General features: G+C 57.2%; 34 protein-coding genes. 2 read left to right on the top strand and 32 right to left on the bottom strand.

The genetic code is table 11. The features are described 5' to 3' along the window. Positions 1–9: 9 nt before the first annotated feature. The 14 genes from DWX58_RS11050 to DWX58_RS10990 all read right to left on the bottom strand — a co-directional run bounded on the left by DWX58_RS11050 (position 10) and on the right by DWX58_RS10990 (position 10,487). Complete coding sequence (locus DWX58_RS11050) at positions 10–2,235, bottom strand: hypothetical protein (protein WP_118643830.1); 2,226 nt, start codon at positions 2,233–2,235, stop codon at positions 10–12. A 9-nt stretch (positions 2,236–2,244) separates the two neighbouring features. Next, positions 2,245–2,634, bottom strand: coding sequence for a hypothetical protein (locus DWX58_RS11045; RefSeq protein WP_118643828.1), 390 nt, complete (start codon positions 2,632–2,634; stop codon positions 2,245–2,247). 2 nt (positions 2,635–2,636) lie between these two features. Further along, entirely contained in the window at positions 2,637–4,394 is a 1,758-nt protein-coding gene (locus tag DWX58_RS11040) for a hypothetical protein (RefSeq protein WP_118643826.1), read from the bottom strand. A gap of 12 nt (positions 4,395–4,406) precedes the next feature. Further along, positions 4,407–4,571 carry a hypothetical protein gene (locus DWX58_RS15410; RefSeq protein ID WP_199648782.1) on the bottom strand — a complete coding sequence of 55 codons (165 nt, stop codon included), beginning with the start codon at positions 4,569–4,571 and terminating at the stop codon, positions 4,407–4,409. Further along, the gene (locus tag DWX58_RS11035; RefSeq protein ID WP_118643825.1) at positions 4,568–4,927 is read right to left on the bottom strand and encodes a hypothetical protein; all 360 of its coding nucleotides are present in this window, start codon (positions 4,925–4,927) and stop codon (positions 4,568–4,570) included. Before DWX58_RS11035 ends, DWX58_RS15410 begins: the two co-directional genes overlap by 4 nt. A gap of 3 nt (positions 4,928–4,930) precedes the next feature. Next, complete coding sequence (locus tag DWX58_RS11030) at positions 4,931–5,503, bottom strand: major tail protein (RefSeq protein ID WP_118643823.1); 573 nt, start codon at positions 5,501–5,503, stop codon at positions 4,931–4,933. A 3-nt stretch (positions 5,504–5,506) separates the two neighbouring features. Continuing rightward, on the bottom strand, positions 5,507–5,812 hold the full coding sequence (locus DWX58_RS11025) for a hypothetical protein (protein ID WP_118643821.1): 306 nt from the start codon (positions 5,810–5,812) through the stop codon (positions 5,507–5,509). Beyond that, on the bottom strand, positions 5,805–6,182 hold the full coding sequence (locus tag DWX58_RS11020; protein WP_243093430.1) for an HK97 gp10 family phage protein: 378 nt from the start codon (positions 6,180–6,182) through the stop codon (positions 5,805–5,807). The genes DWX58_RS11025 and DWX58_RS11020 overlap by 8 nt, the downstream gene beginning before the upstream one ends. A 2-nt stretch (positions 6,183–6,184) precedes the next feature. Further along, positions 6,185–6,517 (bottom strand): phage head closure protein, encoded by a 333-nt coding sequence (locus tag DWX58_RS11015; protein ID WP_118643819.1) that lies wholly within the window; start codon positions 6,515–6,517, stop codon positions 6,185–6,187. Further along, positions 6,517–6,795 (bottom strand): head-tail connector protein, encoded by a 279-nt coding sequence (locus DWX58_RS11010; protein WP_118643817.1) that lies wholly within the window; start codon positions 6,793–6,795, stop codon positions 6,517–6,519. The genes DWX58_RS11015 and DWX58_RS11010 overlap by 1 nt, the downstream gene beginning before the upstream one ends. Positions 6,796–6,853: 58 nt before the next feature. Beyond that, entirely contained in the window at positions 6,854–8,053 is a 1,200-nt protein-coding gene (locus DWX58_RS11005; RefSeq protein ID WP_118643815.1) for a phage major capsid protein, read from the bottom strand. 15 nt (positions 8,054–8,068) lie between these two features. Further along, positions 8,069–8,806, bottom strand: a complete 738-nt coding sequence (locus DWX58_RS11000; RefSeq protein ID WP_118643813.1) for a head maturation protease, ClpP-related — start codon at positions 8,804–8,806, stop codon at positions 8,069–8,071. Next, complete coding sequence (locus DWX58_RS10995) at positions 8,703–10,070, bottom strand: phage portal protein (protein ID WP_118643811.1); 1,368 nt, start codon at positions 10,068–10,070, stop codon at positions 8,703–8,705. The genes DWX58_RS11000 and DWX58_RS10995 overlap by 104 nt, the downstream gene beginning before the upstream one ends. A gap of 84 nt (positions 10,071–10,154) precedes the next feature. Next, complete coding sequence (locus DWX58_RS10990) at positions 10,155–10,487, bottom strand: helix-turn-helix domain-containing protein (protein ID WP_022190709.1); 333 nt, start codon at positions 10,485–10,487, stop codon at positions 10,155–10,157. A 125-nt stretch (positions 10,488–10,612) separates the two neighbouring features. On the opposite strand from DWX58_RS10990, the gene DWX58_RS10985 reads away from it, so the two are divergent. Further along, a complete protein-coding gene (locus DWX58_RS10985) occupies positions 10,613–11,179 on the top strand; it encodes a flavin reductase family protein (protein WP_022190708.1) in 567 nt (188 codons plus the stop codon). A 7-nt stretch (positions 11,180–11,186) separates the two neighbouring features. Here DWX58_RS10985 and DWX58_RS10980 read toward each other — a convergent pair whose 3' ends face one another. The 9 genes from DWX58_RS10980 to DWX58_RS10940 form a co-directional block, all read right to left on the bottom strand. After that, entirely contained in the window at positions 11,187–12,788 is a 1,602-nt protein-coding gene (locus tag DWX58_RS10980; RefSeq protein WP_199648797.1) for a terminase TerL endonuclease subunit, read from the bottom strand. A 106-nt stretch (positions 12,789–12,894) separates the two neighbouring features. Further along, a complete protein-coding gene (locus DWX58_RS10975) occupies positions 12,895–13,191 on the bottom strand; it encodes a hypothetical protein (protein WP_118643807.1) in 297 nt (98 codons plus the stop codon). A 134-nt stretch (positions 13,192–13,325) separates the two neighbouring features. Next, positions 13,326–13,532 carry a hypothetical protein gene (locus DWX58_RS10970; protein ID WP_118643805.1) on the bottom strand — a complete coding sequence of 69 codons (207 nt, stop codon included), beginning with the start codon at positions 13,530–13,532 and terminating at the stop codon, positions 13,326–13,328. Further along, positions 13,519–13,995, bottom strand: coding sequence for a gamma-glutamylcyclotransferase family protein (locus DWX58_RS10965; RefSeq protein ID WP_118643803.1), 477 nt, complete (start codon positions 13,993–13,995; stop codon positions 13,519–13,521). Before DWX58_RS10965 ends, DWX58_RS10970 begins: the two co-directional genes overlap by 14 nt. An 87-nt stretch (positions 13,996–14,082) precedes the next feature. Further along, on the bottom strand, positions 14,083–15,033 hold the full coding sequence (locus DWX58_RS10960; protein ID WP_118643801.1) for an amidoligase family protein: 951 nt from the start codon (positions 15,031–15,033) through the stop codon (positions 14,083–14,085). A gap of 135 nt (positions 15,034–15,168) precedes the next feature. After that, positions 15,169–15,393: a DUF4314 domain-containing protein gene (locus DWX58_RS10955; RefSeq protein ID WP_069195798.1), complete on the bottom strand. Its 225-nt coding sequence runs from the start codon at positions 15,391–15,393 to the stop codon at positions 15,169–15,171. Further along, positions 15,377–16,087, bottom strand: a complete 711-nt coding sequence (locus tag DWX58_RS10950) for a virulence protein (protein ID WP_118643799.1) — start codon at positions 16,085–16,087, stop codon at positions 15,377–15,379. The genes DWX58_RS10955 and DWX58_RS10950 overlap by 17 nt, the downstream gene beginning before the upstream one ends. Further along, positions 16,078–16,362, bottom strand: coding sequence for a hypothetical protein (locus tag DWX58_RS10945; RefSeq protein ID WP_118643797.1), 285 nt, complete (start codon positions 16,360–16,362; stop codon positions 16,078–16,080). Before DWX58_RS10945 ends, DWX58_RS10950 begins: the two co-directional genes overlap by 10 nt. Before the next feature lie 122 nt (positions 16,363–16,484). After that, on the bottom strand, positions 16,485–16,790 hold the full coding sequence (locus DWX58_RS10940) for an SLOG family protein (RefSeq protein ID WP_243093428.1): 306 nt from the start codon (positions 16,788–16,790) through the stop codon (positions 16,485–16,487). A gap of 154 nt (positions 16,791–16,944) precedes the next feature. Here DWX58_RS10940 and DWX58_RS10935 point away from each other — a divergent pair, with 154 nt between their 5' ends. Continuing rightward, the gene (locus DWX58_RS10935) at positions 16,945–17,058 is read left to right on the top strand and encodes an Arc family DNA-binding protein (RefSeq protein WP_118643793.1); all 114 of its coding nucleotides are present in this window, start codon (positions 16,945–16,947) and stop codon (positions 17,056–17,058) included. Positions 17,059–17,164: 106 nt separating this feature from the next. Here DWX58_RS10935 and DWX58_RS10930 read toward each other — a convergent pair whose 3' ends face one another. The 9 genes from DWX58_RS10930 to DWX58_RS10890 all read right to left on the bottom strand — a co-directional run bounded on the left by DWX58_RS10930 (position 17,165) and on the right by DWX58_RS10890 (position 25,777). Further along, the gene (locus DWX58_RS10930) at positions 17,165–18,415 is read right to left on the bottom strand and encodes a site-specific DNA-methyltransferase (protein ID WP_118643791.1); all 1,251 of its coding nucleotides are present in this window, start codon (positions 18,413–18,415) and stop codon (positions 17,165–17,167) included. Beyond that, complete coding sequence (gene metK, locus DWX58_RS10925) at positions 18,405–19,571, bottom strand: methionine adenosyltransferase (RefSeq protein WP_118643789.1); 1,167 nt, start codon at positions 19,569–19,571, stop codon at positions 18,405–18,407. Before metK ends, DWX58_RS10930 begins: the two co-directional genes overlap by 11 nt. 1 nt (position 19,572) lies before the next feature. Further along, positions 19,573–20,124, bottom strand: a complete 552-nt coding sequence (locus DWX58_RS10920; protein WP_118643787.1) for a P27 family phage terminase small subunit — start codon at positions 20,122–20,124, stop codon at positions 19,573–19,575. Positions 20,125–20,244: 120 nt separating this feature from the next. Then, positions 20,245–20,604 carry an HNH endonuclease gene (locus tag DWX58_RS10915; protein ID WP_118643785.1) on the bottom strand — a complete coding sequence of 120 codons (360 nt, stop codon included), beginning with the start codon at positions 20,602–20,604 and terminating at the stop codon, positions 20,245–20,247. A gap of 122 nt (positions 20,605–20,726) precedes the next feature. Next, on the bottom strand, positions 20,727–21,140 hold the full coding sequence (locus tag DWX58_RS10910) for a DUF1492 domain-containing protein (RefSeq protein WP_118643783.1): 414 nt from the start codon (positions 21,138–21,140) through the stop codon (positions 20,727–20,729). Beyond that, the gene (locus DWX58_RS10905; protein ID WP_118643781.1) at positions 21,137–22,492 is read right to left on the bottom strand and encodes a DEAD/DEAH box helicase; all 1,356 of its coding nucleotides are present in this window, start codon (positions 22,490–22,492) and stop codon (positions 21,137–21,139) included. The genes DWX58_RS10910 and DWX58_RS10905 overlap by 4 nt, the downstream gene beginning before the upstream one ends. After that, the gene (locus DWX58_RS10900) at positions 22,473–22,754 is read right to left on the bottom strand and encodes a VRR-NUC domain-containing protein (RefSeq protein WP_118643779.1); all 282 of its coding nucleotides are present in this window, start codon (positions 22,752–22,754) and stop codon (positions 22,473–22,475) included. Before DWX58_RS10900 ends, DWX58_RS10905 begins: the two co-directional genes overlap by 20 nt. A gap of 249 nt (positions 22,755–23,003) precedes the next feature. Beyond that, positions 23,004–25,355 carry a virulence-associated E family protein gene (locus DWX58_RS10895; protein WP_118643777.1) on the bottom strand — a complete coding sequence of 784 codons (2,352 nt, stop codon included), beginning with the start codon at positions 25,353–25,355 and terminating at the stop codon, positions 23,004–23,006. Further along, positions 25,352–25,777, bottom strand: a complete 426-nt coding sequence (locus tag DWX58_RS10890; RefSeq protein WP_118644074.1) for a DUF4406 domain-containing protein — start codon at positions 25,775–25,777, stop codon at positions 25,352–25,354. The genes DWX58_RS10895 and DWX58_RS10890 overlap by 4 nt, the downstream gene beginning before the upstream one ends. Positions 25,778–25,786: the final 9 nt, after the last annotated feature.

The following is a 25,786-nucleotide window of genomic DNA, read 5'->3' as shown; positions in this document are numbered from 1 at the left end:
AGATCCTCCTCAGACAATGCGTAATCTGCCAAGGCGGTCCAGAACAAACTGTCCTTCGCGATCCATGACCGCCCCAGCCTGTACCGGCTTTGGCTTTCGATAGTAGATAATCACACAGCCATCGGCACCCTCACCGCCGCTGCTGCCTTTTCCACCGCTGGCAGGTGTAGCCGCAGTGGCATAGATACTGGCAGTTTTAACTGTGACCACATAGCTGCCGCTGGAAGAATCCCACTTCTTCTGCACACGGCAGGAGGACACACCGCTGCCGGAACTGCCGCCGCCACCGCCGCCGTTGCCGCCCATGCCCCCCTTTCCATACACGGTTTCCTTGGGCGGCGGCAAGGCGTCTGCTCCCGCACCACCGGAGCCGCCTTTGCTGGATACACTGGTGGAGTAGACTCTGGCGTATCCGGACTGACCATGATTGCCGTTGGCTCCGTAGGCGGGGCCGCCTCCATAACCACCCTGAGAGGTGGATTCCCGGTAACCGTAGTCTGCACTGTAACTGCCTCCGCTGTCCTCCAGGCTTTCACCCTGATTGCCGCAAACATAGGTCACTCCGTTGACGGTGATGGTTGCGCCGGGAATGTCGGCCCAATATCCTTCCTCATTTCTGGCCCGCCCGGCACCACGACCACCGGAGATGCCCTGGCCTCCCTGGCAGGCATAGAGCTGGCCTTCAAACTCCTCCAGAAATCCCCCAGGGAGGACGCCGCCCTCGGCAGAAGATAGTTCTCCAAATACAGTATCCGTTCCATTGGTGCCTTCTAGCGTCTCCATCCCTGCTGCGCCGCCGGAGCCGCCTTTGCCGATGGTGATGGAGAATACCTGCCCTGGCTGCACATCCAGTGTCGTTTGCCACACATTGCCGCCATGGCCCGCAGCACCTGGGGCACCACCTTCCCCAGGCTCTGTGGGATTGGTCCCAATATAGTTCGTTCGGGCATTGGTCACTTCCGAGGTGTCCGTTATCACGGTTTGTTTAGGTGCGGTTTCACCGGGATTTCCAGAGTATCCACCCTGACCGCCGCCGATGAGGACCACACGAATTACTGTGATCCCCTCCGGTACAGTCCATGTGCTATCCCGGTCGATAATCTCCCGATAGTCGAAATACTCCACCTCGCCAGACTGAGAGGGGACAAAGCCCACCAGGCTTTTCTCCCGGGCCTTCAAGGTATTGGAGATGTTAATGTCAACGCTTTTGACACAGGCATCCACCGTTTTACAGTCATAGGGGTGGAAGATATATCTGCGATCCCCGGGCCGTTCACCAGTGTAAATGGTCGGTGCTTCAACAGTCTGGATACACTGATAGTAGTCAGCCATGCGATCTGCCACAGCGGTTGAATTGGCCAGGGAGACTAATGTGGCCTCCTCCACCGCCTTGACATTGGGGCGGTCAGAAGAGGTCACAGAACGGATTACCGTGCGGGTATTGTGGGTGTAAGGCTTTCCTGCCAGAGTGCCGCTGCCCGCCGATACTCTGGCGTAGTTTGCATTGCTCTCCAAAATGGTGAACCCCGATGCCACAAGGTCAAACATGGGCTCGTCAAAGGTGATCATATCGCCATACTCTGTGGTACCTTCAAATAGGTTCTTGGCTTCTCCAATGGCGATATACTGATGCTCTGTAATGCTCACCTGGGTCACCTTGGTCCCATACGCCACCTTGGAGCCGATGCAAAGCCGATTGGCGCCTGTGACGCCGCTGAATCCATCCCAGATTCCCTCGATGTGCAGCACTCCATCCAGATCTGTCGTCACGGTGGCACCCATGGCAAAAAGCACCTGGGCCAAGTTTTCCCGGGAAGTGGCAATGGGGAGCCAGCCATATAGCTTGACCCCTTGCAGCCCTTTTTTGACTGTGTGGGGAACACTGCCGCAGAGATCTGCAATCACCTCCTGGGCCGTCTGACCAGTGTAGATGCCGCCGTAGTGCTTGCCCTCACTGAGAATACCAATGGCGGAGGTGGCGTGAAACTCATACTGATTGGTTGCAATGCGCTGAATGTCCTGGACATAGAAGGTCCCCACCTGGCGATTGCGATAGTGATATACCAGAGGATCTCCTCGGTTGAACTCTGTCAGTGTACGATCATCGCTTTCCACCGTCACACTCAGCGTATTGGCCTCTAGCTCGGAATAGGGCAGTGAGGTCACCAGATAGCAGTTGCCGGAGCGCAGCTTCGTGAAGGTTTTGCCGCGGTATATGATTTTGTTTCTTCCCATAGTCTCTCCTCACTCAGGCGCGCGTTGCGGCGCCTTTGCCTTGAAGGTCACCGTCAGGCCGGTAAAGCGGCTAGTGGTACCAATGCGGTCTTTTATGCTGTGCCGCCCGGAGTTAACCATGGCGGCATAGGTGATGGTGCCATTCTCATGTGGCAGTGTGATGGTGTGACTGTCTACCGGAGCGGAAATAGCCCGGTAGAAGTCCAGATAATCCTGGTAGTACCGGGGATCCGGTTCTATGCTCAGCTTGTGTTCGTAGTAGGTGCCGATAATATCCCGGCTTTCCTCACCGGTAAGCAGTGTGTCCGCATTGGGACCGTCCTCAATGCGGAAGGACTCCTCCAGGGAACCCATTTTCACCCGCAGGCGGTAGGTAATATTGTCCATTACAATTTGCATATTCAACCCTCCACAAGGGAAACGCCCCGGCGAAGATTCTCCCGATCCATATACGGAGCCACCAGTCGGGCAAAGGTAACACCGTCCACCTGCATGGTGGCGTACAGTGTTCCGCCGGAAGATGCGCCGTGTTCGCCCAGGGTTTCAGAAAATGCCTGTTTCATGGTAGAGAGGGGCGTTTCGATGTTGGTGCCACCGGTCTGGTCACCCAGCATGGCAAGAAACGGTTTGTTGGGGGCAATGACCGCGCCGTCTGCCAGCTTGGGGATACTGTTCATCTGCTGCTGCAGCTGATTGGCACGACTTTGTGCGCTGTTCACCGCAACCATAACCGCAGCCACACCGGCGGCAATGGCAATGGCGGCAATACCCAGTGTGGCGGCGCTTTGGAAGGCGCCTACCGCTACAGCGGCAGTAAATGCTGCAGCCGCCAGGATGCCCAGAACCGCCACCACCTTTTCCAACCCATTCATATTCTGCCAGGCTCCTGCCAACTGACTGACCACAAATACCAGGGCGGCAATTGCAGCGACGATGATCAGGATCTTCGCATTGGCTACCGTGAAGATGGTACCGGCATGGGCGATGATATTGGAGAGGCTGGAGATGGCGGTCAGCGCCGGACTGATGGACGCAACAATCGCCGCCAATACAACAACAGCGGTCTTGCCTCCGGTGGACAGGGAGTTGAACCAGTTGAGAAACTGTGTTGCCAACTCCGTCACTCGGGTTGCCAACGGGATAATGGACTCTGCCAGCTGCGCCATCTGCTCCTGCAGTTCAATCTGAGCATTGCGGCTTTCCACCATCACCTGATTTTCCTGCCGCCACGCCTCATAGCTCTGGGCAAGGCCTGTGGAGGCCAGAAAGGACAGCGCCACATTCTGGCGGGCCGCCTCGCCGCTGACCCCCTCCATGGCGGCGGTAAGGTTATCCGCACCGATGCCCAGACGGTCCAACAGTTCTGCAAACTGACCGGTGGCTGTGCCGGTGGAAATGGTTTCCTGCAGGCTGTCTGCGAGACTCTCGATCTTCAGCGTGTCGGGAAACCGAACCACGGCGCCGGACAGTGCATCCACCGCCAGTGCCATCTGATTTTCATTGAATCCGGTCTGCAGCAGGTTGGACAGCGCCTCCACGCTGCTGTCGATCTCCCCGGACACCGCATGAAAGCGTTTGAATGCCTCCTGGGCAAAATCCATGCTTGCCCCTGCCGCAACCACATTGCTCTCCAGCATGGACATGGAGTCGCGAAATTCCTCAGTGGCGGGAATGGTCGCCAGGGCGGCAGCGCCAACGGCAGCGATCCCCACCGACAGTCCTCGTGTCTTATCCGCCAGAGAACCGGTTTTTTCGGAGATCTCTGCCGCGCTCATCCCCATGCTCTCCATTTTCCGTTTGGTATCCGCCGCCTGTTCCTCCAGGCTTTTCAGGCTGTGCTCCACCCGGATGATCTCCCGTTCCAAGGCATCATACTGCTCTCCGGTCATGGCGCCCTTTCTCAGAGCCTCCTCAGCCTGATCAGCGGCAGCCCGAAGGGTATCCAGCTTCTTTTGGGTGGCGGTCACCGCATCCGTCAGGCTTTTCTGCTTCTGTGCCAGAAGCGTGACATTTTTGGGGTCCAGCTTGAGCAGGCGGTCGATCTCGCTTAAATCCGACTGGGTGCTGCGCAGGTCCTTGTTTATCGTCTGCAGCGCCTTGTCCAATTTGGTAGTGTCGCCGCCAATTTCTACGACAATGCCTTTGATTTTGCTGGCCAAAAGCGCACCTCCTTAAAACGCATCGAAGTCCTCCTGGGTGGCGATTTCATGATAGGAACACTGGTCATTGCAGGCCTCGGTAAACATATCCGAAACCATGCCAATGGACAGCAACTCCAAATCCCGGATGGGGATGCCAAGCTGCGCCACCCGCAGCAAGAACAATGCGGTTGTCATTTCCCGTTCGCTGCTGCGAATTTTTTTTTAGAATCCGCCACCGTCTCCATATTGACCGCCCACAACTCGGCAATGATTGGAAAAATCTCATAGATGGAGAAGGTTTCAAAGCCGTCCAGCCATGCCTCCACTGTGTCTGGAACCCCCTTGGGATCTGCGTGTTTCGCCATGAGAAAGGCCATATTCTCAAAAGCCTCCAAAAGCCGGGGCGGGATGGAGCGACCTCTGGTGGCCTGATCGATTTCCCGCATATCCTGCATGATGTCCCGGCGGAACTTCATCCGATACATCCGGGGAATGGCGGCGCTGGCACGGAAGGTGACCTCCTTGCCATCAACGGTAATAGTTCTGACCATTGCTTATCCCTCCAATTCTGCAGGCTGCCAGACGGTTTTGAACCAGTTGTCATAGGCAGCAGGTGTGGTTTCCGCTGTGGTTTTTGCCTTCACATTTCCGTTTGCTAAAGGCGAGGCCGTAAGACTCAGTGTGTCGGTGGTAGGCTCCTTCGTGTTGGTGGTTGTAGCACTGGACATGGAAGGACGGGTAGCGGTGCAGTTGTACAGCACATGACGGGTAGCCTTTTGGTCACCGGAAAACTCAAAAAGGAAAGCAAAGTTTTTTCCCTCGGCAGCGGAGTTTTCCACCAAAACCTTATCGGTGGCATCCTCCACTTCACCCAGAACATCCTTGCGGAAACTGTCGGGGATGAGGGCCATCTCCAGAGTGCCGCTGTACCCATCGTTGGCGGCGGTGACAAAATATGCCATGTTATCGGCATAAAAGCTGCTGGTATCTCCCGCTGCATCCAGGGAGAGATTGACCGCACCGGGGATGGGGACCGGCGTCCCAAAGACTGCTGTTCCACCCTCCGTAGAGGTAATGGGCGCGTAGTGGACATTTTTCAGTCCGAATTTGACTTTGTTATCTGCCATGGATCACACCTCGATTTCATACAGAATTTCATAGAGTCTTTCAGACTCAAGATAGGTTTCGCTCTTTTCCCACCCGTAGGCAGCAAGAGCATTCTCCACCATCGCCTCTGTATGGGGGTCTTTCTGCTCTGTGTAAAGTTCCACCAGATAGGCGATGATAGGATGGTGAACTGCATCATCTGCAAAGAAGTTGTGGGAGCTTCGTGCGTAATAACAGAGAAAAGGCGGATTAACCGCCTCTCCCTCTGCAAAATGGTGGTAGGCCACAGGAAATCCGGTAGCCTCTAAGGTAGATTTCAGATCATCCATTCGAGAGCCTCCGCTGCAGTTCCTGATTCAGCACTTCTTCTCCCACAGTCTGGGCAGCGGCGATATGGGGCTGTGCCGCCACACGACCGCCACCTCGTTTGGCGTGACCGTACTCCAACAGGTGGGTCAGCTGATAGCGGTTCCGGGAATGAACCAGCACCTTACTGCCGTGGGGCATTTCGGTCACCTTTACCGTCCAGCTCTTGGCGTAGTCACCGCTGTCTCTGGGGGAGTTGCTGCGCAGATGATCCCGGACTGCAGTACCGGCCTCCTTAACGGATTCCTTCAATGCCTCGGCAGTGTACTGGGCATACTCCTCCAGTTCCGCCATAACAGCCGAGGCCAGTTCATCCAGTTCCACATTTGCCACGGTCAATGGCCTCCTTTCCGGCAGCGGAGCTTGAGGCTCCTGCGCTTATAATTCTGGTGGTCCACAGCCACAATGTCGTAGTGTTCACCGCCCATCAGGACTCGGTAGCCTGTGGAGGTGATTTCCTTTGCTTTGCCGCAGTAACGGATGGTGAAATCCGCTGTCTCCTCGGCAAGCGTCTGTCCGGCAGACAGAGCTTCCTTCCCGCCCTCACCGCTGACGGTGGCGTGGCAGGTGTAGTAGTCCGTCCATCGGTTCATATGGTTGCCGATCCCGTCTGTGACCACTGCATTCTTCTGAATGGTGATTCGAACATTCAGCAGTGCGATCTCCATCAAAAGCCCTCCCTTCGTACACCAAAGAGCAGACTGCGAAGGGTCAGGGTTAGGGTCCGATGGTCTGCCTCCTCCCGATGCTCGTAGAGGTAAGCAACGGTGTAAAGCACTGCTGTGTGAAGGTTGGGGTTGACCTGCTCCATCAGCTCCGCCGCCGGAATGCGGACCACATCGGCACACAACTCCGTGGCAGCTTGAATAAGGGTCTGGAGCAGGACATCCTCATCCTCATAGTCAATGCGAAGGTAGGTTTTCACCTCCTCCAGGGTTACGGTCATAATGGCACCTCCCTTGGTGGAGCGGCATCGGAGGGAGAATCTCCGATGCCGCTGTGTGTTACGCCTCCTTCTGGCTCAGAATCTTGATGGCCTCCGGCAGAATCAGCTTACCGTCCACCCGCTGGGTGCCAAGGAAGCCGACCTGACCGTTGGCGGCATACAGCTCATTGAGTCGACGGAAGGAGCGACCCTGCCGGTCTGCGATCCAGTAGTACTGGAAATCACCAAAGGCGATGGTCTTCTGGCTGGCACCGATGGCGGGCATGAAGGCAGAGGTCTTGACCGGTCTGCCCAGAATGGTGTCGGGAGTGCCTGCCACCAGAGAGGGCTGCCACAGGTACTGACCGCTGTTGTCCTTCAGCTTGCGGATGGCCTTGATGGTGGAGTCGTTCAGCACCCACACCGCATTCTTGCGATAGGGGGCCTTCAGACTGTAGAACAGATCCATCAGTTCGTCAGCGGTGATGGCGGTAGCGGAGGCAGCTGTGACACCAGTCTCTGCACCGCCGGAGGCAGCCAGAATGCCCAGAGGCTTACCGCTGCCGTCACCGGTGAAGAAGGCTTCCTCCTCCTTGGCCCCGATGCGGCGGGCAAACTCGGCGGAGATGTAGCTCTCCAGGTCAAAGATGCTGTCATTCATCAGTTCCTCGGAGACCTTGATGAGGGTTCCCAGCTTGTAGGCACCGATGGACACCTGGCTGAAGGCATCATCGCTCTCTACGAAGGCACCTTCCTCATCGATCCAGCTGGCAGTGCCCTTGGTGGCCACCACAGGGATCTTCCGATCGCCGCTGGAGGTCTGGATTACCTTGGCAAGCTGGCGGAAGATGTTCTCCTCCTCCAGTGCCTGCACCAGGGTGCGCTCAAACTCGTCCGGCACCAGATATCCGCCCTCGGAGTCGGTACCGACCTGCAGGGCATTCAGCACACCGGGCATAGGTACCTTGGCCCGCATTGCATTCCAGAAGTTCTGGCGGTATTCATCGGTGGCGCGGCCCGCCTTGGCAGTATCATTGCCGGACATCGGCTTGCCAGTCAGGGGCTTGTTTACAGGGCGGTTCAGTTCAGCGTCCAATGCCTCACGGCGTTCCATCCTGGCGATTTCCTTGCCCAGGTCGGTGATCTCCTGCTCCATACGGGAGTAGGTGGCATCATCCTCGGCAGACAGGACGCCACTGTCGGTGCGGTGGGAGTCCAGGAAAGCCTTGGCAGCGTCCCAGGCCTTGGCGCGCTTCTCACGCAGTTCCAAAATAGTCATGGTAGTTTTCCTCCTTTAATGTTTCAAAAGATTGAGCCGCTCGTAGAGATCGTCTACGGAGCGGCCCTTGGGTTCCGCCTTGGGGGCGAGTCGGTTGGTTTTGCATTTCTCGGCGATCTTGTCCATGAGGGAATTGACCACCGCCGCCTTGGAATACAGCATGGTAACCGCCGGGGGTTCCATATCCTCGGTTTCGGCGGGGCGCTTCATCACCTCATCGGCGAAGCCCAGCTCCACCGCCTTTCCGGCGTCCATCCAGGTCTCGGCGTCCATGAGGTGGGACAGCTTGGCGCGGGACAGGCCGGTCTTGATCTCGTAGGCGTTGATGATGGAGTCCTTGACGCTGGAGAGCATCTCGATGGCCTTCTGCATCTCGCCGGTGTCGCCCATGGCAACAGTCATGGGGTTGTGGATCATGAGCATAGACACCGGGGACATGAGGACCCTGGTGCCCGCCATGGCGATGACGGATGCGGCGGACGCCGCGATGCCATCGATCTTCACGGTCACATCGTGGGGGTAGTCCATCAGCATATTGTAGATTTGAGCCGCCGCCACACAGTCGCCGCCGGGAGAATTGATCCAGACGGTGATGTTCCCGTCCCCGGCCATCAGCTCCTCTTTGAAAAGCTGGGGCGTGACGTCATCGTCAAACCAGCTTTCCTCGGCGATGGTGCCGTTCAGATACAGCGTCCGTTCCGCCGGAGCCGTCTCCGTCTGGGCTTGATTCTTCCACTTCCAAAACTTCTTCATCGGCATTTTCCTCCTTTCCGTCATCGTTGGATTCGGTATCTGCAAAAGCCCCCGCGTCCTTGAGCGGGAGCATATTGCCGTTGATCAGGTACAGGTCGCCGCCCTCTTCAGCGGGAATGCGGTCGAGGTTCTCCAGTTCCCGGATGTCGTTGGCGGACATCCAGCCGTTCTGCCGACCAATGGCGTACCCGTTCATGCGGCTCTGATAGTCGCCGCGAAGCAGGCCCTCTAGATTGAACTTTACAAAATACTGCGATTTCTCGTCCGGCAGGAGGAGCGACCGGTGAATGGTCTGCTCCCAGCGGATCACCCAGGGGTCCAGCGTGTATTTCACGAACTCCAGAGACTGCTGCTCGATATTAGAAAAGCTCGACTTTTCCAGGTCGCCCACCATGTGGGGCGGCACTCGGAAAATTCGAGCGATCTCATTGACTTGGAATTTTCGCGTCTCCAAAAACTGCGCCTGCTCCGGCGAGATGCCAATGGGCGTGTACTTCATGCCCTCCTCCAGCACGGCGATCTTGTTGCTGTTGCCGCTGCCGCCGAAGGTGGACTGCCAGCTCTCCCGCACCCGCTGGGGGTCTTTGATGGTGCCGGGATGTTCCAGCACACCGCCGGGAGCCGCGCCGTTGGCGAAGAACTTGGCCCCGTACTCCTCACAGGCAATCGCCATGCCGATGGCGTTCTTGGCCATGGCAATGGGGCTGTAGCCCACCAGCCCGTCAAAACCCAGACCGGGGATGTGCAGCACATCCGAAGGCGGCAGGTTGACGGTGACGCCCTTCATGGTGGGAGCGTCCTCGGTGCTGGTGGTGTATTGGTAGTAGAGCCGGCCCTTGGTGTCCCTGTCCACCACCATGCGGTTTGGCATCAGCGGATAGAGGGCGATGACCTCGCCCTTGCCGTTGCGGATAATCTGGGCGTAGGCGTTGCCCCACAGGAGCAGATGGGTCATGAGCGTCTCCCGGAATACGAAGGAACTCATCTCCGGGTTCGGCTCATCGTGGAGAAGATTATAGAGCGGATGGTCCAGCGCCTTTTCCTTGCCGCCATCCTCCTTGTAGCGGTAGAGGTGCAGCGGCAGACCCGCCACCGCTTCCGCCAGGATGCGGACGCAGGAGTACACAGCGGTCATCTGCATGGCGGAACGCTCGTTGACGTTCTTGCCGGCGGTGGAGCCGCCGAAGAAGAAGCTGTACCCACTGCCGGATGTCCGGTTCTGGGGCTTGTCGCGGGATTTGAACAAGCCGGAAAAGATGCCCATACACATCACCATCCTTAAAAATGGGCATAAGAAAAGCACCTACCTTTCGATAGATGCTTAGAATACTTTTAAATTGAGAAAAGATTACACCCTGTTTTCCTCTCCCCATGTGCAGAGCTGGTCTAAAATTTTCATAAGTGACTTGCCCCGCTCACTGAGAGAGTACTCTACTTTTGGCGGAATTTGCGGATATTCTTTTCGCTCTACGAGATGAGCTGATTCTAACTCTTTCAGGTTTGTGCTTAAAGTCTTATCGGATACATTTCCCAGATAGCGTTTCAGTTCATTGAACCGCACGATTTCAAACTCCATCAAACAATAGAGAATCACCATTTTGTGCTTGCCGGAAATCAGCGACATGGTGTAGCTGAAGCCAGTATCCTCAAAATTCGCATTCTCGATGTAGTTACGAATCATTGTCACACTTCCTTTTAGGATAGTACCTTTCTCAAATGCCAGTACTTGAATTTTGTTTGCTACTGGCTATAATTATAAGGGAAAGCACCGTAGGTGTCAATCTTTAAAAAAGCGAGGCAAGCAGCATGAGAAAAGAATTGAAAATTACTGAAGGCATTTTCCCCATGCCTGTTCTGATGGTAGCCACCTATAACGAGGATGGAACTGTAAATGTGATGAATGCCGCCTGGGGAACAATGCAGGAGCGCGATACTGTCGCGCTAAACCTGACTGAGAGTCACAAAACCGTAAAGAATATCAAAACGCGTGGCGGATTTACCGTCAGCATTGCCGATGCCGCCCACGTTGTGGAGGCTGACTACTTTGGCGTTGTTTCCGGTAACCGTGTTTCGGATAAATTGGGTCAGGCGGGTCTCACCGCAACAAAAGCGGAGACGGTAGATGCCCCTGTAATCAATGAGTTCCCTCTTTGTCTGGAATGCAAATTCATCGAGTATCAGAGCAACGAGTATGGATGCGGCGTGATTGGCAAGGTAGTAAAAGTCACAGCCGATGAAAGCGTCCTTCGGGATGGTAAGCTGGATATTTCACTGGTGAACGCTATCGCATTTGACCCCTATACACATGGCTATTATAAAGTAACTGACCGTGTAGGAGAAGCATTTAAAGATGGCTTGAAGTTAAAAAAATAAAACCATATCAAATGAACAGCAGCCCTCTGCTGTCATAGACCGACTCGCTGGTGTCGTTGCCGCATCGGATGGCCCGATCAAGGGCCATAACGGTGGCAACGGCGCCATCGATTTTTTCTGTGGATTTTTCCTTGTCCGGCTTGATGTTCCCCGCCGGGTCGGTGCGGATGTAGATGTTGTCCATCATCCAGCGGAGGACGGGATGGCCCCCATGGGCGATGCGTTCCTCCAGCACCAGTTTCATCAGCTCCTTGGTGGGCGGGGACATATCCTTGAAGCCCTGTCCGAAGGGAACCACCGTGAAACCCATGCCCTCCAGATTCTGCACCATCTGCACGGCGCCCCAGCGGTCAAAGGCAATCTCCCGGATGTTGAACCGCTCTCCCAACCGCTCGATGAACTTTTCGATGTAGCCGTAGTGGACTACATTTCCCTCCGTGGTCTGGAGGTACCCCTGCCGCTCCCAGACATCGTAAGGCACATGGTCGCGGCGGACGCGCAGGTCGATGTTGTCCTCCGGTATCCAGAAGTAAGGCAGCACAGTGTATTTGTCCTCCTCGTCCAGCGGCGGGAAGACCAGCACAAAGGCGGTGATATCCGTAGTGCTGGACAGATCCAGACCGCCATAGCAGACCCGGCCTTCCAGAGCGTCCTCCGAGGCAGCAAAGGCGCAGCGGTCCCATTTCTCCATGGGCATCCAGCGCACCGCCTGTTTGACCCACTGGTTCAGCCGGAGCTGGCGGAAGCTGTTTTCCTCGGCGGGGTTCTGCTTGGCGGACTCGCAGGCCGTTTTGACCTTATCGATGCCCACCGTGATGCCGAGAGAGGGATTGGCCTTCTTCCACACCTTGGGGTCTGTCCAGTCATCCCCCTCATCGGCTCCGTAGATAACCGGGTAGAAGGTGGGGTCGATTTTCCGGCCTTCCAGGATGTCCTTGGCCTTTTGGTGTGTCTCGTAGCAGATTGAGCGGGTATCCGTCCCTGCCGTGGTGATCAGGAAGTAGAGGGGCTGCATCCGGGCATCCCCGGAACCCTTTGTCATGACGTCAAAGAGCTTTCGGTTTGGCTGGGTGTGCAGCTCATCAAAAACCACGCCGTGGATGTTGAAGCCATGCTTGGAGTAGGCCTCAGCCGAGAGCACCTGGTAGAAGCTGTTGGTGGGATGGTAAACGATGCGCTTCTGGGACGCGAGGATCTTGACCCGCTTGGAGAGCGCCGGACACATCTTCACCATATCCGCCGCTACCTCAAAAACAATGGATGCCTGCTGGCGGTCGGCAGCGCAGCCATATACCTCGGCGCGTTCCTCACCGTCCCCGCAGGTGAGAAGAAGCGCCACTGCAGCGGCCAGCTCCGACTTGCCCATTTTCTTGGGGATCTCGATGTAGGCGGTGTTGAACTGGCGGTAGCCGTTCTCTTTGACCACGCCAAACAGGTCGCGGATGATGCGCTCTTGCCAGTCGATCAGCTCGAAGGGCTTTCCCGCCCAGGTGCCTTTGGTGTGGCAGAGACATTGGATGAAGCTGACGGCATAGTCCGCCAGGGCTTTGTCGTAGTGTGACCCCTTGGCCATGAAGGGCGTTGGGGTGTATTTCTTGAGCTTTCTGATGTCCGTCACCTCCGTAAAATGAGCATAAAAAAACAGCCCTGCGCGGCTGTAACGAGGAACAGAGCCTTCCGGCTCTATCCCTGTAGGGTGTTATGTTGTGGTTGCTTTAGTTCGCTTTGCTCATCGCCCAGGCCATGGCGTGCCCGTTGTCGATGAAGGTCTCATCCGAAACGCTGACCAGCTTGATGTCGCCTTCGCAGGTGTGATCCTCGGTGGTGAACCGGTACACAGCGCCGTAGTAGCTGCGCCCGTTGGGATCGTAGAAGTACCCGGCGGCGAGGATGCGGTCTCCAAAGGTAAGGATGGTACCCAGGTTGTTCATCAGCTTCATTTCCAGGTTTTCCGGGGTGGTGGCTTCGGGCAGGCGGTAGGTCGCGGCCTTCTGGGCGGTGGTTTTCTTCATGTTCGTGTCCTCCAATTCAGCGGTGTTTTCCCTTTCGGTGTGTACATATTCGCTCTAAAAGCGAATAATAGCAAGTCAATTCTGAGGAATATACTACACAAACATGGCGGTCAGATATTGTGTGTTTTACATCTTCATTCCGACCTCAGACAGCGGTGGATGGTCTGGATAATGGAGTCCTGCTCCTCAGGCGAAACGCCAATGCTGTCCAGCGCCTCCCGTGTGCCGCAGTCCGGGCAGATGAGGGTCTCGTTGTCCAGCCGGGAAAGCGCCGGAGGTTCGTAGTAGGGCTGGCCGCAGCGTGGGCAGATTGCCAGGCGGGTAACGTTATCTTCCTTCATGGTGCTTCATCCTTTCTCTGCTGTACCGACAGGCTTCCAGGAGCTTGTCAACGGGGAATCCGAAGAATCGGTAGCCCTGGCCGCAGATGCTCAAGTAGCTGTTGGCGGGAACGCCGTAGGGCCGTTCCTCCCGCATGATGTACACGAAAGCCCTCCTGCGCCGGAGCTTGCCGGTGCGGATACCTTTGACATCCAGCGTCATCTCGGTTTTGTAGTAGAAGCTGGGGTACCCTTCGTAGCGGTCCAGCGCCAGTTCATCCTGCTCGGTGACCTCCCAGACCGCAACGGGGACCGTGCATCCCTTCTCCGGCTCGACCGTGAGATAGGAGCCGGTCTTGCTGCCCTTGAACAGGAGCCGGTAGTCCTGCAGTTCCGCGGTGCCAATGATCCGCGCCCCAGGGCAGCGCCAGCGCATCTGCTGGACATTGAGGTTGCTCCCGTAGGCAATGTAGTATCTTTTCATTCCGTGATCCTTCCTTTCCGGGGTGCGTACCCCTTCTACCACCGAAAGCCCGCGTCAGCGGGTTCGGGGGCCTCTGGGCGGCGTCCTTCAAGCGGCGGCTCTGCCGTTGCGGAAGGCTGCGTCACCGGAAAGGCGGCGGGTCAGGATGTCTCGTGCGGTTTCAAACTCATCGCCGATGAAACCCAGGCGGAGGAGCCAGGTGCGCATGGCGTATTTGGGGTTCTCGTTCTGCTGGGGCTTGGGGCTGGCGGTGCGCACCGTCTTGGCCATCTGGCTGAGCGCCAGGCAAAGCTGGATGTAGCTCTTCAACTGGCCAGCGTGAAGGCCGTTGCGTTTTCCGTTGCCGGGGGCATCGAATTGGAAAAGCCGGAACTCGACCGTGCCCTTGGTGAAGGTGGCGTGGAGGTTGAGCATATGGTAGCGGCTGTCATTGTAATGCTGGCTTCTGCCGTAGTTGGCACCCTGGCTCCCATACCAAATGTCGGCAAGGTCGGCCATGGTGGTGGGCTTCCTGCGGTTGAGCTGTTCCAGGAAGCGGGGGTCAACCGTGCGGCAGTACCGGCTCATGCGGTAATGGTCGAGATTGAGGGCTCCGGCCAGAAGGCTCTCGTGGCTTGCCATGATGTTGGCCAGGTTGCGCAGGGTCTGCGGGGTGTGGCCCTTGGCGCCGATGTGGATGTGAACTCCGCAACCCCGGGTGGAGTCGCTCTTGGCGCCCGCCCTGCGAAGCTGCCGAATCAGCTCCTGCAGGGTTTCCATGTCGGCGTAGGTCAGAATTGGGGTAACCAGCTCGCATTTTTCGCTGTCCGGACCGGAAATGGAAACGTCCTTCTGGAACTTCCACTCGCGCCCGTCTGCGTCCCAGGCCGACCAGGTGCTGTACCCGTTGCGGTGGGCGGTGTTCTCGTAGCGTCCGGTGCCGAAGAACTCGGCGGCGACCTTTGCCGCCCGGCTACGCTCAATGTTGTTCATCTCGACCTCGACCCCAATGGTCTGCTTCTTCATTTCCTCGATCTGGGTTCTCGTTTTCTCGTTCATGGTTCTGCCTCCTGGTTGGTGTTGTTTTCCCTTTCGGTAGTGTCATATTACCTCTGAAGGCACACTATATCCAGGATTATCTGAGCCATAAACTACACGATCTTGTGGTCTGAAAACTGTGCATCTTACAGTGCCTTATCCCTTAACCTTGCGGCAGACGTCTTCGCCAAAGGCTACGTTCAGACCGCTGCCGTTATCCCAGGCTACCAGAATGCTTCCCACATCGTCCACGCCCAGCACCGTGCCCTTCGTCCCAACCGGAGGGGCCTGGGGATCGTCCATGCGGATAAGCTCCACACGCGTTCCCGCAGGGTAGCGCATACGGAGAAGCGTCAGCGTTTCCTTACTCGGAAGCCGCATCGTCCGCCACCTCCTTTTGGGGAACCAACTTGAATGCGGAACTGCCGGTCAGGTTCCGCAGGAGGATTTTGCGCTCCTGTTTGAACTCCGGCCCGATGAAGCCCAACCGGAGGAGGAAGCAGCGGAAGGCGTACTTGTCGTTCCCGGTGTCCCGTTCCTTGGCAGTGATACGCTTTTGGTTCCGGGCCATCTCGCACAGGGCGCAGATGAAGTGGTCGTAGGCCTTGACCTCCTCCGGCGTGGGCGTTCCGGCAAACCAGGGGAAGGAGACCTTCGTCTCGCCGACTTCGATGGGCAGTTCCTCCACCCCCAGGGCTTTGCGGATCAGGCTGCCCTTCGCAGCCGTGATGTCCTTGAGGTTTTGCAGCGCCGTTTCGGAGAACAGGTTGGCGGGCATGGAGATACAAAGCCCGTCCACCTCGGTGGGAGACGATTCCTCATTTTCGGATGCCTCGACCTCTTGCGGTTCGGCGGTGAAGCCCTGGCTGTCCAGCGTTTCGATGAGGTTCTCGATCTCCTCACTGTCGGCACGGTTGTCAAAGGTGACGCCGCCGTTGCGGTCGATGGTGAAGTAGTCCACCTGGTAGGCGAAGCTGGGCGCGCCCAGGTATTTAGCAGGGACGCCGGTAATCTCGCTGATGGCGGTCACCAGCCGCTTGCGGCTTTCACCGGTGCAGTTGTAATTCAGTTCCATGTTCCATCCCTCCAGCCCATCAAAAACAATACCGCGTCGGCAAAACCGGCACGGTAGTAACACTGCATGGTTTCTCCGTCCACCAGCGCATAGGCGTTCTCACATTCTCTATAGAGAATTTCCTGCTGGTCGGATAAAGACCGCTTCAAGTTTTCGGTGCTAAGTTTCCATTGCTCAATGGCCGTTTGCAGGCCCTGGGATTCATCTGAGCCCCAATCGTTGATTCGCTGCAGAATGAATTCCTCCACCGCCGCCCGCATTTCCTTGTTTGGCATATGTCATACCACCTTCCTTTTTTGGGTGAGTACATATTCCCTCGAAAGGAAGGTAATAGCAAGTGGAAAAGAGCTAAATCGCCACATTCTACCTTGTACACAAATCGAGAGAACTTGTGTTGTCAGTTGTGGTTGGTCGGGACAAAGATCTTCACAGGAATACCACGGCTCTTGCAGTTGTCAATCACAAACTTCGTTCCCCGTGATGTCCCGTCCCAAAACGCCAATACAAGATCGGCATTTTCAATAATTGTGATGTTGCGCTTCAATGGGGCAGATCTCCCATACTTCTCATACTCCGGCAGAAACTCTGTCAGCTTGATGCCGTTGGAGACGGCATACTCTCTGGCACAGGTATCGATCCCTTTTGCACCCCCGGACACGATCTCCGTCACGCCATTCGGGAGATATTTCTCCAAATTGGTCACGCTTAGCCCTCTGGATCCTACGATTGCCACTCTCACATTTCAACACCTCGGACACATTGCAAAATTATTGTAGATATACGGTATATCTAATCAAAACATTTTACCACATGGTAGCCATAAAATAAACACAAAATATATTCAACGAGGTGATTTTATGGCAATCAAAAGCGTGTCCATTCGCATAGAGGAAGAAATGCTGGAGAAACTGGGCTTTGTGGCAGACTATGAGGGACGCTCGGTCAACAGCCATATTCTGGTGCTCATCTGAGAAAACATCAAGGCTTTTGAGCAAGAGCATGGAAAGATTGACGGCACCATCAATCCGGCGGTTAATGTAAAGCCAACCAGAAAGAATTGAGAGGACGAGGAAGCGGTTATGCCGTTTCCTCGTTTTTGTCGTTTCCAATAATCTCATCATACCGGTAGGTCAGACCATCTCGCATCACGGACACACCGACCGCTTCGCCCACCTGCTCGATGTACCGCTTCACGATGACATCGCAGAACTTTTCGTCCAGTTCGATGGTGCGGCAGACTCGGTCGGTCTGTTCACAGGCAATGAGGGTGCTGCCGGAACCGCCGAAGGGGTCCAGCACGATGGCGTTGCTCATGGAGGAGTTCAGAATAGGATAGGCCAGAAGCGGGATAGGCTTCATGGTGGGGTGATCCTTATTCTTCTTGGGCTTGTCGAACTCCCAGATGGTGGACTCTTTCCGCCCGGTATACCACTGGTGTCTGCCTTTCTTCTTCCAGCCGAAAAGGATCGGCTCGTGCTGCCACTGATAGGGTGAGCGGCCCAGTACCAGGGACTGCTTCTTCCAGATACACGTCCCGGAAAGGTAGAAGCCGGCGTCCGAGAATGCCTTTCGGAAGTTCAGCCCCTCGGTGTCTGCGTGGAATACATAGATGGAGGCATCATCCGCCATGGCTTCCTCTGTATTCTGAAACGCCGCCAGCAGGAAATCGTAAAAGGCGGCGTTCTCCATATTGTCGTTTTTGATCTTCCCGGCGCTGCCCTCGTAGTTGACGTTATAGGGTGGATCGGTGATGACCAGATTGGCCTTCAGACCGTCCATCAGTAGAGAGAAGGTTTCCGCTTTCGTGCTGTCTCCGCAGACCAGCCGGTGCCGCCCCAGCGTCCAGACATCCCCGGCCTTGGTGATGACGGGGTTCTCCAGCTCGGCGTCCACATCGAACTCATCATCCTTGCCCCCATCTTTCAGGCTGTCTTTGAAGAGGTCATCGATCTCGGCGGGGTCAAAGCCGGTGAGGGACACATCAAAGTCGGCGCCCTGCAGGTCAGAGATGAGAAGCATCAGCTTGTCCTTGTCCCAATCGCCGGAGATTTTGTTGAGGGCGATGTTGAGGGCTTTTTCCCGCTCGTCATTCAGCTCCACCACCACGCACTCCACCTCGGTGACGCCCATGTCCATGAGCACCTTCAGCCGCTGGTGACCGCCCACCACCCGTCCGGTGGTCTTGTTCCAGATTACCGGCTCCACATAGCCGAACTGCTCCATGGAGCGTTTCAGCTTGTCGTACTCCGGGTCACCAGGCTTCAGATCTTTGCGGGGATTGTAGTCGGCGGGAATCAGGTCGGCGGTGCGCTTGCGCTCAATCAGCATACTTTTCCACCGCCTTCCGCAGCTCCTCGGTCTTGTCGAGATTTTCCCAGCTGTACTTGTACCCATTGAAGTGGCCGTAGGCGGCGGTGTCGGCGTAGATGGGAGCGCGGAGATGCAGCAGTGATATGATGGCGGCGGGCCGCAGGTCGAACACGTCCAGTACCGCCAGCCGGATGACATCCTCGTCCACCTTGGCGGTGCCAAAGGTGTCAATCTCCACAGCGGTAGGTTCCGCTTTGCCGATCGCGTAGGAAATGGAAACCTGGCATTCCTCCGCAAGCCACGCGCCCACCACATTCCGGGCAATGGCTCTGGCCATGTATGCGGCGGAGCGGTCCACTTTGGTGGGGTCTTTCCCGGAGAAGGCGCCGCCACCATGAGCGGCAAGGCCACCATAGGTGTCCACCATCAGCTTCCTGCCGGTCAGCCCGGTATCGGCGGCGGGACCGCCCTCCACAAACCTGCCGGAGGGGTTGATGAGAATCTCCACATCCTTGGGGAAGTCGAAGCGGTCCAGAATGGGATACAGCACCTCGGAGATGATCTCTCGGCGAAGCTCCTCCAGATTTTTGCCTTCATCGTGTTGGACGGACACCACGATGTTCTTGACGCCTACGGGTTTTCCGTCCTCATAGGCCACGGTCACCTGGGCCTTGCCATCGGGGCCGATGCCACGGATGGTTCCATCGTGCATGGCATCATCCAGCCCTTTGCAGATTTCATTCGCAAAGACCACCGGGACGGGCAGACGGGTCCAGGTCTCCCTGGTGGCGTAACCGTACACGGTGCCCTGGTCGCCGGCGCCGGTGGAAGCGAACACATCCTCGCTGCCGCTATTCCGCACCTCCAGAGCGGAATCCACGCCGCCGGCGATATCGGCACTCTGCCGGTGGACATAGACGAACACGATGAATTTCATGGGATTGTAGCCCACCTTGCGGAGGACTTCCCGGACCACCGAGCGGATGTTGATCTTTGCTGCGCAGGTGATCTCCCCACAGACAAAGATTTTCCCCTTGGTGGCCATGACCTCACAGGCGCAGCGGGAATAGCGGTCGTGCCGCAGGCACTCGTCCAGAATGCTGTCGGCGATCAGGTCGCACAGCTTATCCGGGTGACCGCACCGCACGCTCTCAGCTGTTTTGTATTTTGTCATATCAGTTTCCTTTCCGAGCGGACAGCAGCCGCTCCATCACATCGTCCTGGGGCGTAGCCCCGCCGTACTCGCTGGAACAGTTCTCTTTGACGATTTGGTAGATCTCCATCCACAGGCGGTTGGTCTGGGACATGAAGTTCTGGCTCATCGCAACATAGGGACTTTGAATCGCGTTCCCCGTGGTGGGGTGCTTGGCGAGGAAACCGTATTCGGTGATGGCCTCCTCACACTGTATCCAGCGGGCCACGCTCATGGCGTATCGTTCTAAAAGCTGCGGGGAAACGAGAGCGGCGCAGCCCCGCTCCGCCAGCCAGATCCAGGTCTTTTCATAGACCTCGGCGGCGACCAGTGTCTTGCCATCCTTCTGGGTGGCGGACAGCATGGCTGACGGTTTCGGCATGGGCTGACCTTCTAAATCGGCTGTATCCTGAAAGTCGATGACAGTCAGCTTCCTTCTGCCTGGATTGCCCTCGGCAATTTTGTCGGCGAGGGGCTTTCTCTTTGCGCCGGCACCAGCACGGGCGCCGCCGCGGTTGGTACCGTCTTTGGCCACAGATTTCCTCCTTTCTCGATCCGGAGGTATATACCCCCTTTGAAAACGCGATTTTGTGCGCGAGACCCCCGGCCCGTTGCACGGCTCACAGGCTGTAGAGATTTTCATCCCCCTACCGGGTCAGTGCCTGTGCCAGCGGTCCCCACGCTGGGCATGGACTCTGGCGTGGCAGGACTTGCACAGGGCGATGAGGTTGTCTCTGGCGTGTGTGCCGCCTTCGGAGAGAGGTATCTTGTGGTGAACCTCTTCAGCAGGAGTCAGCCTGCCTTCCTGCTGGCACCGCTCACACAGCGGGTGCTCCTGGATGTACCTGTCGCGGATGCGCTTCCAGGCGCGGCCATACCTGCGGCGTACAGCCGGGTTGCGGTCGTACTTCTCGTAGCGTTTGGCTTCCTCTTTGGCGTGCTCCTCACAGAAACGGCCATCCGTCAGCCTGGGGCATCCGGGGTAAGAGCAGGGGCGCTTGGGTTTTTTCGGCACCGTTCCACCTCCCCTCGGGCATAAGAAAAGCCCCACGGGATGGATCCCATGAGGCTGTCCTTGTTATCTTGGCAATTTTAATGATACACTACGGAGCTACTCTCATTCAATACACCGAACTCTCATGTTTCCTGGGGGATGGGAAATTCCCGCAGCGCCCAGTCGTGCAGGCGGTAGATGTGCTGGATGGAGTAGCCCATATCCACGGCAATTTTCTCCCAGGGCATGAAGCACAGGTACCGTTTCTCCAAGAGGAGCTGGTATTCCGTGTTGGGGATGGATTTCACCCGGCGGGTAATCTCCCGCTTCAGATCCACCAACTCATCGATGTCGTGGTTGATTTCATCCTGCAGGTCAACGATTTTCACCACCGCCTCCGCCATACGGGACTCGGAGTGGTTGGGGTTCCGGGGCATCCCCGTCAGAGTGGCGGTGGCGTGGGTGGCCAAGTCGTTGAGCGCCGCGACCTGCTGGATTTTGGCGTTGATCCTGGCGTCCAGCAGCCGGGCTTGGGATAAGTATTCTTTTGCTGTCATTTTCGCACCTCCAGATCTGCTTTGACTGCGTCAATCAGAGCCGACTGCGCCCGTTCCTTCTTTTGAAGGGCGGACATGATCCGCTCATCAATGGTGTTTTTCGTGATAATGTGGTGGATGACCACAGTTGTGTCTTTCTGCCCCTGCCGCCAGAGCCGGGCATTGGTCTGCTGGTACAATTCCAGCGACCAGGTCAGCCCGAACCAGACGAGAGTGGAGCCGCCGGACTGCAGGTTCAGCCCATGGCCGGCGGACGCCGGGTGGATGACCGCCACCGGGATCTTGCCCTGGTTCCAATCCGCGATGTCCCGGCTGGTCTTGATCTCCCGAACGGTAAACCGTTCCCGGATGCGCTCCAGGTCGTGCTTGAACCAGTAGGCCACCAGGACGGGCTTGCCGTTAGCGGCTTCGATAAGGTCCTCCAGGGCGTCCAGCTTGCGGTCGTGCAGCCGGAGTACCCGCTTGTCATCCCCGTAGACCGCACCGTTTGCCATCTGGGAGAGCTTGTTTGCCAGAGCCGCCGCATTCCCGGCGTCCACCTCTTCGCCGTTCAGGGAGAGTACCAGCTCCGCCCTCATGGTGTCGTAGGCTTGCCGTTCCTTTTCAGATAGGTCGACCTTGACCTCATTGAACACGCATTCCGGCATATCCAGATAGTCGCCGGCCCGCATGGAGATGGTGATGTCGGAGATCTTCTCATAGATGGTGTCCTCGGCGCCGGACAGGGGCTTATAGGAGAACACCACCTGGGCGTTGCGCTTGTCCGGCTGGAAATAGGCGTTTCGGTACCGGGTAATAAATCGGCCCAAACGTTTGCCCATGTCCAGAACACGGAATTCTGCCCACAGATCCATCAGACCATTGGAGGAAGGTGTGCCGGTCAGCCCCACAATGCGCTTGACGCCGGGCCGCACCTTCAACAGTGCTCGGAACCGTTTGGCCTGATAGCTTTTGAAGGAGGACAGCTCATCGATGACCACCATGTCATAGTCGAAGGGCAGGCCGCTGTTCTCCACCAGCCACTGGACGTTCTCCCGGTTGATGATATACACGCTGGCCCTCTGCAGGAGCGCCGCCTTGCGCTGGGCTTCACTGCCGACCGCTACCGAGTAGCTCAGGCCATGCAGGTGGTCCCATTTTTCGATTTCACCGGGCCAGGTGTCCGCTGCCACGCGAAGCGGGGCGATGACCAGCACCTTGCGAGCCAGGAAGCTGTCCAGGCAGAGGTCGAAGATGGCGGTCAGGGTAATGACGCTTTTGCCAAGGCCCATGTCCAAGAAGATCGCCGAAACGGGATGCTCCAGGATGAAGTCCGTGGCGTAGGTCTGGTATTTATGAGGACTGTATTTCATCCAAGATCCCTCCAATCTGTTCTTCGCTGTCGATGCGGTACACCGGAAAGCCCAGAGTCTCCAGCTGCTTTTTCCGTCTCATTTGCAGTGGCCGGAGCGCCTTGCCCGGCGCTTTCAGTTCAACGAAAGCGATTTTCCCCTTGGGGAGGAGCACCAGGCGGTCTGGCACTCCATCAAACCCAGGGCTTACAAACTTGGGCGCGAGACCGCCCATGATTCGGACGGCCTTCACCAGTTTGGCTTCAATGGTTTTCTCCCGCATACCGGCCTCCTGTGTTCTTGGAACGCAAAAATCCCTTTACGCGCGTATATGCGTGTTTTGCGTGCTGATAACCTCTATTTCTTACATCTTTCGATATATAAGAAATGTTAGGAACACAGGAACAAGGAAGCCGGTTTTCCTTACTGCTTATGGGGCTTCCGCCGTTCCCATGGGGTGTTCCGGTGTGGGTTCCAAAGCGCAGAGGTGCCCCTGGGAACCTGTTCCCAATTTGTGTGCCTGTCTGCTTTTTCACTTGGAACACTCCTTCGGAACAAAGACATACTGTGGACCGTAGAGTGGAATGCGCACTTTGCTCTCCGCCCGTTTCCAGCCCAGCCGCGCCAGAATGCCCGTCAGCTCGTTGCTGTCGGCGCGGCGCAGATTCGCCCGTTCCTTGCCGAAGCACTCGCACCAAATCTCCATGTTGGACACACTGGTACGCTTGACCGTACCCTTCTCCTGCAGACCGCCAAAGTCGGAGCCGGTGAGGAAATTGCGGCGTTCAAAGAGATCCATCTCCGCCCAGCGTTCCGGCAGCAGGGTGTCCAGATACTCCCGCACCAGGCCCTCGCGCTCATCAGACTCCATGGCTTCCCGCTGTTCGTCCTTCGCAAGGGCATCCATTTCAGGAGAGAGATAGAGCTTCTCGCCCTGGCGGACATACACCAGAGCTTCCGCCCAGATCTGGAGGATCTCCTCGTGGGTCAGGTTCCAGGAGTGCTTTTTCCCGCTGCCGGGGGTCTTGACCGGCCAGAAGCGGCGGTTGCCGGTGGTGTCCCGCAGATAGCCGGACTCGGCGTTGGTGGTGCCGAAGAACACGCACTGGCGCAGATGGGGCGTGGCCCGTTTGCCGAACGCCGCCCGGTAGATGTCGTTCTGCCGGGAGAGGAAGGAGCGCAGGGTCTCCACCTCGGCCTTCTTCAGACCGGCCAGCTCGCCGATCTCCAAGATCCAGTACCCCTGGAGCTTCTCGGCGGCGGTCTTGTCCTTGGTGTCGCCCAGGTTCAGGCTGTCCGAAAACCACTCTCCGGCCAGCTTGGCGATGAGGGTGCTCTTACCCACACCTTGGGGGCCGTTGAGCACCAGCATGGAGTCGAACTTGCAGCCCGGACGCAGTACCCGGCTGATGGCGGCGCAGAGGGTCTTCCGGGTCACCGCCCGAACGTATGCGGTGTCGGCGGCACCCAGGTAATCCACCAGCAGCGTATCCACGCGGGGGACCTTGTCCCACTCCGGCAGGCTCTCGATGAACTCTCGGATGGGGTGATAGGCCCGGTCATCCGCTACCTTGGTCACGGCGATATCGTAGTTCCGGGCGGAGAAGGTGCCGTAATGGGTGTCCACATAGCTGATGAGCTGGGCGTCATCGGCGTCTCGCCAGAACTTGGAGGGATGCTTCCAGGGCACCTCGCCCTTGATCTCCATCCCGTCCAGGAGCTGGTTAAACACCACGCCCTTGAGGTTGGGGTCGTTCTCCAAAATGATGGTCAGGTTGTGCAGGGTGTTCTTCACATGGCCGGACTTGTCCAGCTCCAGGCCGTTTTGCCAGTCCTCATCGGAAAACTCGGCGCTGGCCTGGGCGATGCGCTCTTCGGCGAAGACCGTCTTGACCTTATCGTCTCCCAGAGCCAGGTCGCTCATGGCTTTGAAGGAGGGCAGCTTGCCCGGCGGGGTATCCAAACCCACATTCTCGTCCAGCTCCCGGAATTTGTGGAGCCGCACCAGGTCGAAGGCGTTTAACAGCTTGCCGCAGACCGGGTCGGTGGCGTGGTGGCTGTATGCGAATTTCCCATCGTAAACCACCACGCCGGCGGCGGAGTCGGCGGGGATATAGTCGTACCGTCCGTTCATGGAGGACGGTTCGTAGACATCGGAAAGGAAGGTTTCGATTGCTTCCTCAATGGTATAGGCGCGGCAGAAAGCGCCCACGATGCCGGGCTTTTCCAGGGGATCGGCCTGCTGGGTGATGCTCCGGCGCACCGCTTCGGACTGCCGGGAGGAAACCGGCCAGGTGGAAGCGTCATGCCAATCGGCGTACTTGGCGAGATAAGCGTCCGGGTCCAGCAGAGGGCCATCCTTGGTCTTGTAGAAGAACTCGCCGTTGGCGGAGGTGGATGGCCAGTACATCAGGCGGCAGGCTTCATAAGTGGTATCGTCAAACAGGTCTATGCCGATCTCCTTGGCCACCATCCGGGCCACCGCCGGGTACTCTTCTTCGGTGATGTCACGGGCCAGGGGGATGATCATCCGCAGCCGGGGATGGTCCGGCGTGTGTTTATGGGTGGAGTAGACGCAGCACTGAAAGTCGTGGAGCAGGTCAATTTCGTCCCAGATCCCCGGCTCGCCATAGTCCATGTCCAGGGTGAGCATGGAGCGGCAGAGCACCATGCCGTTCTTGCGCCGGCCTTCCCGGAGCTGACCGCCCACAAAGCCGCCCACATCCTTGATGTTGTCCTGGGCGCCCTTCTTCAGCTTGCGGTATTCCTCCACGGTTTCCGTGGTACGGATGGTGGATCTGACCCTTTGGCACAGGTCCTCCCAGGAAATATCCCGGTTCTTCCACTTCTTATCCATGCGGCTGTTGCCTACAGCGATTTTCATACGGACACCTCCTGGCAGTTCTCGGTAAAGTAGCGGATGGTCTGGCCTTTGCGCTTGGCCTTCTCAATTTCTATGCTCATACCCTTGGAGATGGTGTCCCCGAACACCCAAAGCTCGGCGCATTTGGTGAGCAGAACGATGTCCATGAACAGAGCCAGATCCCGCTCTCTGGGGTTGGCATCGTTCATAAACCGGGGAAAGTACAGATGGGGCGCGATGGGGATATACCCGGTGTCCACCGCGAAGCGGCAGTAGCGCGCCGCCTTTTCCTGGTTGCCCTCCACATCCCCGGAGAGCGGAGAGCAGATGTAAACCACCGGACGGAACGAGTGGAGCTTGCGCGCCTCGTTCTCGATCCGGGTTAAGGCTTCGTAGGGTGTGGGGTCATAGTAGCCCTCACAGTTGTATTTGTTGATTCCCATAAGGGTCAC

It is taken from the genome of Pseudoflavonifractor sp. AF19-9AC (assembly GCF_003478995.1).
GTDB lineage: Bacteria > Bacillota > Clostridia > Oscillospirales > Oscillospiraceae > Lawsonibacter.
Note: the sequence above shows the minus strand (reverse complement) of the source record. Positions and strands in the feature narration are given on the sequence as shown.

Bases quoted from the DNA above. Each gene is read 5' to 3' on its own strand.
- DWX58_RS11050 (WP_118643830.1), bottom strand. From the start codon at position 2,235: ATGGGAAGAAACAAAATCATATACCGCGGCAAAACCTTCACGAAGCTG.
- DWX58_RS11045 (WP_118643828.1), bottom strand. From the start codon at position 2,634: ATGCAAATTGTAATGGACAATATTACCTACCGCCTGCGGGTGAAAATG.
- DWX58_RS15410 (WP_199648782.1), bottom strand. From the start codon at position 4,571: ATGACAACCGCATTGTTCTTGCTGCGGGTGGCGCAGCTTGGCATCCCC.
- DWX58_RS11035 (WP_118643825.1), bottom strand. From the start codon at position 4,927: ATGGTCAGAACTATTACCGTTGATGGCAAGGAGGTCACCTTCCGTGCC.
- DWX58_RS11030 (WP_118643823.1), bottom strand. From the start codon at position 5,503: ATGGCAGATAACAAAGTCAAATTCGGACTGAAAAATGTCCACTACGCG.
- DWX58_RS11025 (WP_118643821.1), bottom strand. From the start codon at position 5,812: ATGGATGATCTGAAATCTACCTTAGAGGCTACCGGATTTCCTGTGGCC.
- DWX58_RS11015 (WP_118643819.1), bottom strand. From the start codon at position 6,517: ATGGAGATCGCACTGCTGAATGTTCGAATCACCATTCAGAAGAATGCA.
- DWX58_RS11010 (WP_118643817.1), bottom strand. From the start codon at position 6,795: ATGACCGTAACCCTGGAGGAGGTGAAAACCTACCTTCGCATTGACTAT.
- DWX58_RS11005 (WP_118643815.1), bottom strand. From the start codon at position 8,053: ATGACTATTTTGGAACTGCGTGAGAAGCGCGCCAAGGCCTGGGACGCT.
- DWX58_RS11000 (WP_118643813.1), bottom strand. From the start codon at position 8,806: ATGAAGAAGTTTTGGAAGTGGAAGAATCAAGCCCAGACGGAGACGGCT.
- DWX58_RS10995 (WP_118643811.1), bottom strand. From the start codon at position 10,070: ATGGGCATCTTTTCCGGCTTGTTCAAATCCCGCGACAAGCCCCAGAAC.
- DWX58_RS10990 (WP_022190709.1), bottom strand. From the start codon at position 10,487: ATGATTCGTAACTACATCGAGAATGCGAATTTTGAGGATACTGGCTTC.
- DWX58_RS10985 (WP_022190708.1), top strand. From the start codon at position 10,613: ATGAGAAAAGAATTGAAAATTACTGAAGGCATTTTCCCCATGCCTGTT.
- DWX58_RS10975 (WP_118643807.1), bottom strand. From the start codon at position 13,191: ATGAAGAAAACCACCGCCCAGAAGGCCGCGACCTACCGCCTGCCCGAA.
- DWX58_RS10970 (WP_118643805.1), bottom strand. From the start codon at position 13,532: ATGAAGGAAGATAACGTTACCCGCCTGGCAATCTGCCCACGCTGCGGC.
- DWX58_RS10965 (WP_118643803.1), bottom strand. From the start codon at position 13,995: ATGAAAAGATACTACATTGCCTACGGGAGCAACCTCAATGTCCAGCAG.
- DWX58_RS10960 (WP_118643801.1), bottom strand. From the start codon at position 15,033: ATGAACGAGAAAACGAGAACCCAGATCGAGGAAATGAAGAAGCAGACC.
- DWX58_RS10955 (WP_069195798.1), bottom strand. From the start codon at position 15,393: ATGCGGCTTCCGAGTAAGGAAACGCTGACGCTTCTCCGTATGCGCTAC.
- DWX58_RS10950 (WP_118643799.1), bottom strand. From the start codon at position 16,087: ATGGAACTGAATTACAACTGCACCGGTGAAAGCCGCAAGCGGCTGGTG.
- DWX58_RS10945 (WP_118643797.1), bottom strand. From the start codon at position 16,362: ATGCCAAACAAGGAAATGCGGGCGGCGGTGGAGGAATTCATTCTGCAG.
- DWX58_RS10935 (WP_118643793.1), top strand. From the start codon at position 16,945: ATGGCAATCAAAAGCGTGTCCATTCGCATAGAGGAAGAAATGCTGGAG.
- DWX58_RS10930 (WP_118643791.1), bottom strand. From the start codon at position 18,415: ATGCTGATTGAGCGCAAGCGCACCGCCGACCTGATTCCCGCCGACTAC.
- metK (WP_118643789.1), bottom strand. From the start codon at position 19,571: ATGACAAAATACAAAACAGCTGAGAGCGTGCGGTGCGGTCACCCGGAT.
- DWX58_RS10910 (WP_118643783.1), bottom strand. From the start codon at position 21,140: ATGACAGCAAAAGAATACTTATCCCAAGCCCGGCTGCTGGACGCCAGG.
- DWX58_RS10905 (WP_118643781.1), bottom strand. From the start codon at position 22,492: ATGAAATACAGTCCTCATAAATACCAGACCTACGCCACGGACTTCATC.
- DWX58_RS10900 (WP_118643779.1), bottom strand. From the start codon at position 22,754: ATGCGGGAGAAAACCATTGAAGCCAAACTGGTGAAGGCCGTCCGAATC.
- DWX58_RS10895 (WP_118643777.1), bottom strand. From the start codon at position 25,355: ATGAAAATCGCTGTAGGCAACAGCCGCATGGATAAGAAGTGGAAGAAC.
- DWX58_RS10890 (WP_118644074.1), bottom strand. From the start codon at position 25,777: ATGGGAATCAACAAATACAACTGTGAGGGCTACTATGACCCCACACCC.